Raw genomic sequence first — 6,114 nt, 5'->3', positions numbered from 1 at the left:
GCCGTACACCGGGTCCTTGCGCCGCATCCACGCCCACCAGCCGTACAGGGAGATCACCAGGATCGCGATCTGGCGTGCCGCCAGCCCGCCCAGGTGTGCCGAGACGTACACCGCGAACAGCAGCACGGTCGCCCCGACCTGCACGGGCCAGGTCCACAGCGTCCGGCGTTCGGCGAGGAACACCACCGCGAGCGCGAACAGCTGCCCGGCCAGCTCCGCGAAGGAGATGTGCTGGCCGAAAACCGTCAGCCCGTGGTGCAGCAAGTAATCCACGTCGTGATCAACCGGCCGGGACGCCCGCTGATTCCCTCACCCTCGGTGCGCCGGGGGGCCACCCCACCGCAGCCCACCGCACGATTGGGTGAGACACGGTAGGACGGGTAGCGGAAAAAGATCCACAAGGTCCATAGTGGACCTACCGGTGGGGACCGGGGAGATGAGGCCGCCCAGCGCAGCGAGAACCGCAAGGCGCTGGGCGGCCTCGCATCTCACACCCGCCAAGATGTGAAAATTACTCACCCCGCTCGCCGGTTTTCGCCCGCACGGGCGCTTCATCCCGCCGAACGGGGAACTCACGCAGCCGGGCGCGGGACACGGGCCACCGAAGGTGGGACACACGCGGGGGCGCCGGGAGCGAACAAGCCTACGATCGGGTCACCATGACCCAGACGAACCATCGGCCCACCACCAAGCACCACGGGCTGTCCGCCAAGACGCTGCGGCGGTTGGAGCGCGCGTCGGGCAGGCTGGCCTCCGCGAGCGTGGCGGCGATGGAACGGCGCCTGCCCTGGTTCAGCCGCCTGCCCGCCGACCAGCGGGCCAGTGTGCTGATGATCACCCAGACCGGTGCCGCGGGCTTCGTGGACTGGCTCCGGGACTCGCACGAGGCCCTCAAGCTGACCACCGAGGCCTTCCGCAGCGCACCGCAGGACCTCTCCCGCTGGATCGGGCTGCGGCAGGCCGTGGGCCTGGTGCGGATGGCGATCGAGGTGTTCGAGCACGAACTGCCCGCCTTCGCCGCCAGCGAGGCCGAGCAGGCCGCGCTGATCGAGGGCATCCTGCGGTACGGGCGCGAGATCGCCTTCGCCACCGCCAACTCCTACGCGGCGGCCGCCGAGGCGCGGGGCGCGTGGGACGCCCGCCTGGAAGCGCTCGTGGTGGACGGGATCGTCCGCGGCGACGCCGAGGAGGCCGTGCTTTCCCGCGCGGCCGCGCTGGGCTGGGACCCGGCCTCCGCGGCGACGGTCCTGGTCGGCGCGCCCTCGTCCGACGACCCGCCGACCGTGGTGTTCGAGGTGCGCAGGCTCGCCGCGCGGCTGAGCCGCCCGGTCCTGCTCAGCGTGCAGGGCTCCCGCCTGATCGTGGTCGCGGGCGGCCCGCACGACGAGGGCACCGTGCGGGAGGAACAGGCGCTGGGCAAGCTGGCCGTCGCCTTCGGGGACGGCCCCGTGGTCGCCGGCCCGACGGTCCCCAGTCTCGCCGAGGCCCACCGCAGCGCCTCAGAAGCGCTGTCAGGGCTGCGCGCGGTGGTCGGCTGGCCCGCGGCGCCCCGGCCGGTGCGATCGGTCGAGCTGCTGCCCGAGCGGGCCCTGTCCGGCGATGCCGAGGCCGAACGGCTGCTCATCGAGGAGATCGCCCAGCCGCTCGAAGCCGCCGGGACGACGGTGCTGCAGACCGTCGAGGCCTACCTCGAATCCGGCGGGGTGCTGGAAACCTGTGCGAAGACCCTGTTCGTGCACCCCAACACGGTCCGCTACCGGCTGCGCCGCGCCACCGAACTCACCGGCCGCAATCCCACCGATTCGCGGGACGCCCTGGTGCTGCGGGTCGCACTGACGGTCGGCAGGCTCGCGCGTGCCCGCGGCCTGTGGTGAGCCCGTGATCGTGAGCAGATTCACGCCACGGACTGCCCGAACCTTACAAGCGTGCACCGCCGGTGTTGTCGTTCCCGCCGCCATTTTTGGAGGGGGGCTACAAATTCGCCGCAAGGACTTGGTGAGCGGCGACATCCCGGTGACGACGAGGTGCCGTGTTCCCTGGACACGTGACAGCACTGCTCGCCCCCGGACAGGGCTCTCAGGCTCCCGGCATGTTCACTCCCTGGCTCGAGCTCGACGGCACCCGTGAGAAGCTCGAGCGCTGGTCGGAGCGGGCCGGTCTCGACCTGATCGGGCTCGGCACCGAAGCCGACGCCGAGACCATCCAGGACACCGCGATCACCCAGCCGCTGATCGTCGCGCTGTCCCTGCTCGCCTATGAGGAGATCCAGGCGCGCCAGGGCGTTCCCCAGGACGCACCCGTGGCCGGGCACTCCGTCGGGGAGCTGGCCGCCGCCGCGATCGCCGGTGTGCTGTCCGCCGAGGACGCCGTCACCCTCGCCGCGGTACGCGGGGCGGAGATGGCCAAGGCGTGCGCACTGGAGCCGACGAGCATGGCCGCGGTGATGCTGGGCGAGCCGGAGCAGGTCGTGGACTGGCTGGCCGGGCACGGCCTGACCGCCGCGAACCGCAACGGCGCCGGCCAGATCGTCGCTTCCGGGGCCGCCGACGCCATCGAACGGATCGTCGCCGAACCGCTGGAAGGCACGAAGGTGCGCCAGCTCAAGGTCGCGGGCGCCTTCCACACCTCGTACATGGCGCCCGCCGAGGAGGCGCTGCGGCGGCACGCCGCGTCCATCACCCCGGCCGACCCGGTGCGCCCGCTGCTGTCCAATGCCGACGGCAAGGTCGTCACCAGCGGCACCGAGTACCTGGACCGCCTGGTCGCGCAGGTGACCAGGCCGGTGCGCTGGGACCTGACCATGGACGGGCTGGTCGCGCTCGGCGTCACCACCACCGTCGAACTCCCCCCGGCGGGCACGCTGACCGGTCTGGTCAAGCGCCAGTTGAAGGGCACCGTCACCACCACGATCGCACTGAAGACCCCGGCCGAGCTGGCCGCCGTCACGAAGGAGGCCGAGTGACGCCGGTACTGCGGCTCAAGCAGGGACCAGCCGCGACGCGGGTACTGGGGGTGGGCAGCACCCAGCCCGACCGCGTGGTGACCAACGACGACCTGTCCAAGATCATGGACACCGACGACAAGTGGATCCGCGACCGGGTCGGCATCATCGAGCGCCGGTTCGCCAACAAGGACGAACTGCTCGTCGACATGGCGGTGAAGGCGGGCACCAACGCGCTCGCCGACGCCGGGGTCGATCCCTCCGAAGTGGACACCGTGATCGTGCCGAACTGCACGCTGCCCGCGCCGATCCCGAACGCCGCGGCCCAGGTGGCCGACCGGATCGGGATCAAGGCGCCCGGTGCCTTCGACCTCAACGCCGCCTGCGCCGGGTTCTGCTACGGGCTGGGCGTGGCCTCGGACCTGATCCGCTCCGGTTCCGCGGGCAAGGTGCTGGTGATCGGCGCCGAGAAGCTCACCGACGTGGTCGACCCGTACGACCGGGCGAACGCGATCATCTTCGCCGACGGCGCCGGCGCCATGGTGGTCGGGCCCTCGGAGGAGCCCGGCATCGGACCGGTGGCCTGGGGCAGCGCCGGCGACCTCGTCGACACGATCTACATGCGGGAGCACCGCTACATCTACCAGGAGGGCCAGTCGGTCTTCCGGTGGGCGACCACCCAGATCGCGCCGGTCGCGTTGCGCGCGCTGGAGCTTGCCGGGGTGCAACCGTCCGATGTGGACGTCCTCATCCCGCACCAGGCGAACCTGCGGATCGTCGACGCGATCGCCAGGCGCCTGCGCGCCAAGGGCGCCCGCGAGGACATGGTGGTCGCCGACGACATCAAGTACTCGGGCAACACCTCGTCCGCGTCCATCCCGATGGCGCTCGACCACATGCGCAAGGCGGGCACCGTGCACAGCGGGGACGTGGTGCTGATGGTCGGTTTCGGCGCGGGACTGTCCTACGCCGGTCAGGTCATCATCTGCCCGTGATACCACTTACCCCGGCGGGCACCGGCCCGCCGGGGTGATCGAACCCGTAACCAGAAAGGGAACCAACAGTGGCGGACAAAGAAGAGATCCTCGCCGGCCTCGCGGAAATCGTCGAGGAGGTCGCCGGTGTCGCCAAGGACGACGTGAGCTCCGAGAAGTCGTTCGTGGACGACCTGGACATCGACTCGCTGTCGATGGTGGAGATCGCGGTGCAGGCCGAGGACAGGTTCGGGGTCAAGATCCCGGACGACGAGCTGGCCAACCTGAAGACCGTCGGCGACGCCGTGGACTACGTCGCGGCGAACGCCAAGTAACGAACAACGTCATTCTCTGAACGAGACCTCGGGGAGACTCATATGGGCAACATCGACGTCGTCATCACCGGGCTGGGCGCCACCACGCCGCTCGGCGGGGACGTCGCGTCCACCTGGGACGGCCTGCTCGCCGGCCGCAGCGGCATCCGCCGCATCGAGGCCGACTGGGTCGAGAGATTCGATCTGCCGGTGAAGATCGGCGCCACGCTCGCCGAGGATCCGACGGAGAAGCTCCCGCGGGTGCAGGCCCGCAGGCTGGACCGCTGCGAGCAGGTCGCCCTGATCGCGGCGCGGCAGGCGTGGGCGGATGCCGGTTTCTCGGAGCCGACGGACGAGCACAGCGACGTCGAGCCCGAGCGGCTCGGCGTGTCCATCGGCACCGGGATCGGGGGTCCGGTGACCCTGCTGAACCAGGACGACCTGCTGGAGGAGTACGGCATCCGCAAGGTCTCGCCGCTGACCGTGCCGATGCTGATGCCCAACGGTCCCGCCGCGCACGTCGGCATCGACCTGAGGGCCCGTGCCGGAGTGCACTCACCCGCCTCGGCGTGTGCCTCCGGCGCGGAGGGCATCGCCAGCGGCTACCAGATGATCCAGAACGGCCGGGCCGACGTGGTGGTCGCCGGTGGGGCGGAGGCCTGCATCCACCCGATCACCATCGCCGGTTTCGCCCAGGCCCGTACCGTGTCCACCCGCAACGACGAGCCCGAGCTCGCCTCCCGGCCGTTCGACGCCGCGCGGGACGGGTTCGTGCTCGGCGAGGGCGCGGGCGTGGTCATCCTGGAGCGTGCCGACCGGGCCAAGGCCCGCGGCGCGAAGATCTACGGCAGGCTCGCCGGATACGGCATCACCTCCGACGCGTACCACATCACCGGCAACCACCCGGAGGGCATCGGCCAGATCGCGGCGATGACCAACGCGATCCGGATGGCCGGGCTGACCGCGGACGACATCGGTCACGTCAACGCGCACGCCACCTCCACGGTGGTGGGCGACATCGGCGAGGCCAACGCGATCCGCAAGGCGATCGGCAGCCACCCCTTGGTGACCGCGCCGAAGGGCGCGCTCGGCCACCTCGTGGGCGGGGCCGGCGCGGTCGAGGGCATCGCGACGTTGCTCTCGGTCTACCACGGCATCGTGCCCGCCACCCTGAACCTCGAGAACCTCGACCCGAAGGTCGACCTCGACGTGGTGGCCGGGGAACCGCGGAAGGCCGAGTTGACCGCCGCGATCAGCAACTCGTTCGGCTTCGGCGGCCACAACACGGCCCTGGTGTTCACCGCCGCCTGACGCTTCACCCCGATAGGGCCGTGAGGGACCCCCTCACGGCCCTATTTGCTGCCCTTTCCCCTGAGGGCCGCGTGGGTGTTGGCCGTGAAGGGACCCTTCACGGCTCACCCCAGCCCTTCCTCCGGTTCAGCAGGCGGTGGCGTCGATGCTGGCGTAGCCGGGGAGCATGTCGACCTTCCAGTCGCCGTCCTCCTGGGTGACGGGCAGGACGAGCTTCCACTGCACGCAGGTGGCGCCCGGCAGTTCCAAGGGCGCCTGCTGCGGCTGCTGCGTGCTGGTGAACCCGATCAGGACCCGCAGGTCGTGCTCCGAGGCCAGGTCGATCCGGTAGACGAGGATGCTGCCGTCCTTGGACGACTCGAAGTCCTTGAGCCAGGTGGTGCGGGGCTTGTTCCGGACGCGGTCGCTGGTGACGGTCTGCTTCCAGCGGTCGTAGTCGCGACCGTTGATCGCATCGAAATAGGTCTGGAGCAGCCGCCGAACCTCGTCGTGGTACGGGTGCAGGGCCGCGTCCCGGGTCAGTTCGACAGTGCCCGGGCCCGGCTGCTGTCCGGGTGGGCGCACGGTGGTGCTG

Annotated in this window: 7 protein-coding genes; 5 read left to right on the top strand and 2 right to left on the bottom strand. The window is 70.7% G+C overall.

Annotated elements, in window-relative coordinates; all coding sequences use genetic code 11:
• Positions 1 to 273: nicotinamide mononucleotide transporter (locus FNH05_RS29590; RefSeq protein ID WP_144592143.1), on the bottom strand; the 273-nt coding region annotated here is incomplete at its 3' end.
• Positions 274 to 659: 386 nt separating this feature from the next.
• Between FNH05_RS29590 and FNH05_RS29585 the strand changes: the two genes are divergently transcribed.
• The 5 genes from FNH05_RS29585 (at position 660) to FNH05_RS29565 (ending at position 5,540) form a co-directional block, all read left to right on the top strand.
• A complete protein-coding gene (locus FNH05_RS29585; protein ID WP_144592142.1) occupies positions 660 to 1,874 on the top strand; it encodes a PucR family transcriptional regulator in 1,215 nt (404 codons plus the stop codon).
• Between the two features lie 155 nt (positions 1,875 to 2,029).
• On the top strand, positions 2,030 to 2,962 hold the full coding sequence (locus FNH05_RS29580) for an ACP S-malonyltransferase (protein WP_144592141.1): 933 nt from the start codon (positions 2,030 to 2,032) through the stop codon (positions 2,960 to 2,962).
• Positions 2,959 to 3,936, top strand: a complete 978-nt coding sequence (locus FNH05_RS29575; protein ID WP_144592140.1) for a beta-ketoacyl-ACP synthase III — start codon at positions 2,959 to 2,961, stop codon at positions 3,934 to 3,936. Before FNH05_RS29580 ends, FNH05_RS29575 begins: the two co-directional genes overlap by 4 nt.
• A gap of 68 nt (positions 3,937 to 4,004) precedes the next feature.
• Positions 4,005 to 4,250, top strand: a complete 246-nt coding sequence (locus FNH05_RS29570; protein WP_144592139.1) for an acyl carrier protein — start codon at positions 4,005 to 4,007, stop codon at positions 4,248 to 4,250.
• A gap of 42 nt (positions 4,251 to 4,292) precedes the next feature.
• Entirely contained in the window at positions 4,293 to 5,540 is a 1,248-nt protein-coding gene (locus FNH05_RS29565; RefSeq protein WP_144592138.1) for a beta-ketoacyl-[acyl-carrier-protein] synthase family protein, read from the top strand.
• Positions 5,541 to 5,666: 126 nt separating this feature from the next.
• On the opposite strand, the gene FNH05_RS38375 is transcribed toward FNH05_RS29565, so the two are convergent.
• Positions 5,667 to 6,114 (bottom strand): hypothetical protein (locus tag FNH05_RS38375; RefSeq protein ID WP_186382799.1); only part of this gene is annotated, 448 nt, incomplete at its 5' end.

Origin of the sequence: Amycolatopsis rhizosphaerae (assembly GCF_007713715.1) — a bacterium.
GTDB lineage: Bacteria > Actinomycetota > Actinomycetes > Mycobacteriales > Pseudonocardiaceae > Amycolatopsis_E > Amycolatopsis_E rhizosphaerae.
The sequence above is the reverse complement of the archived record's forward strand: the minus strand, read 5'-3'. Positions and strand labels throughout refer to the sequence as shown.

Bases quoted from the DNA above. Each gene is read 5' to 3' on its own strand.
- FNH05_RS29585 (WP_144592142.1), top strand. From the start codon at position 660: ATGACCCAGACGAACCATCGGCCCACCACCAAGCACCACGGGCTGTCC.
- FNH05_RS29565 (WP_144592138.1), top strand. From the start codon at position 4,293: ATGGGCAACATCGACGTCGTCATCACCGGGCTGGGCGCCACCACGCCG.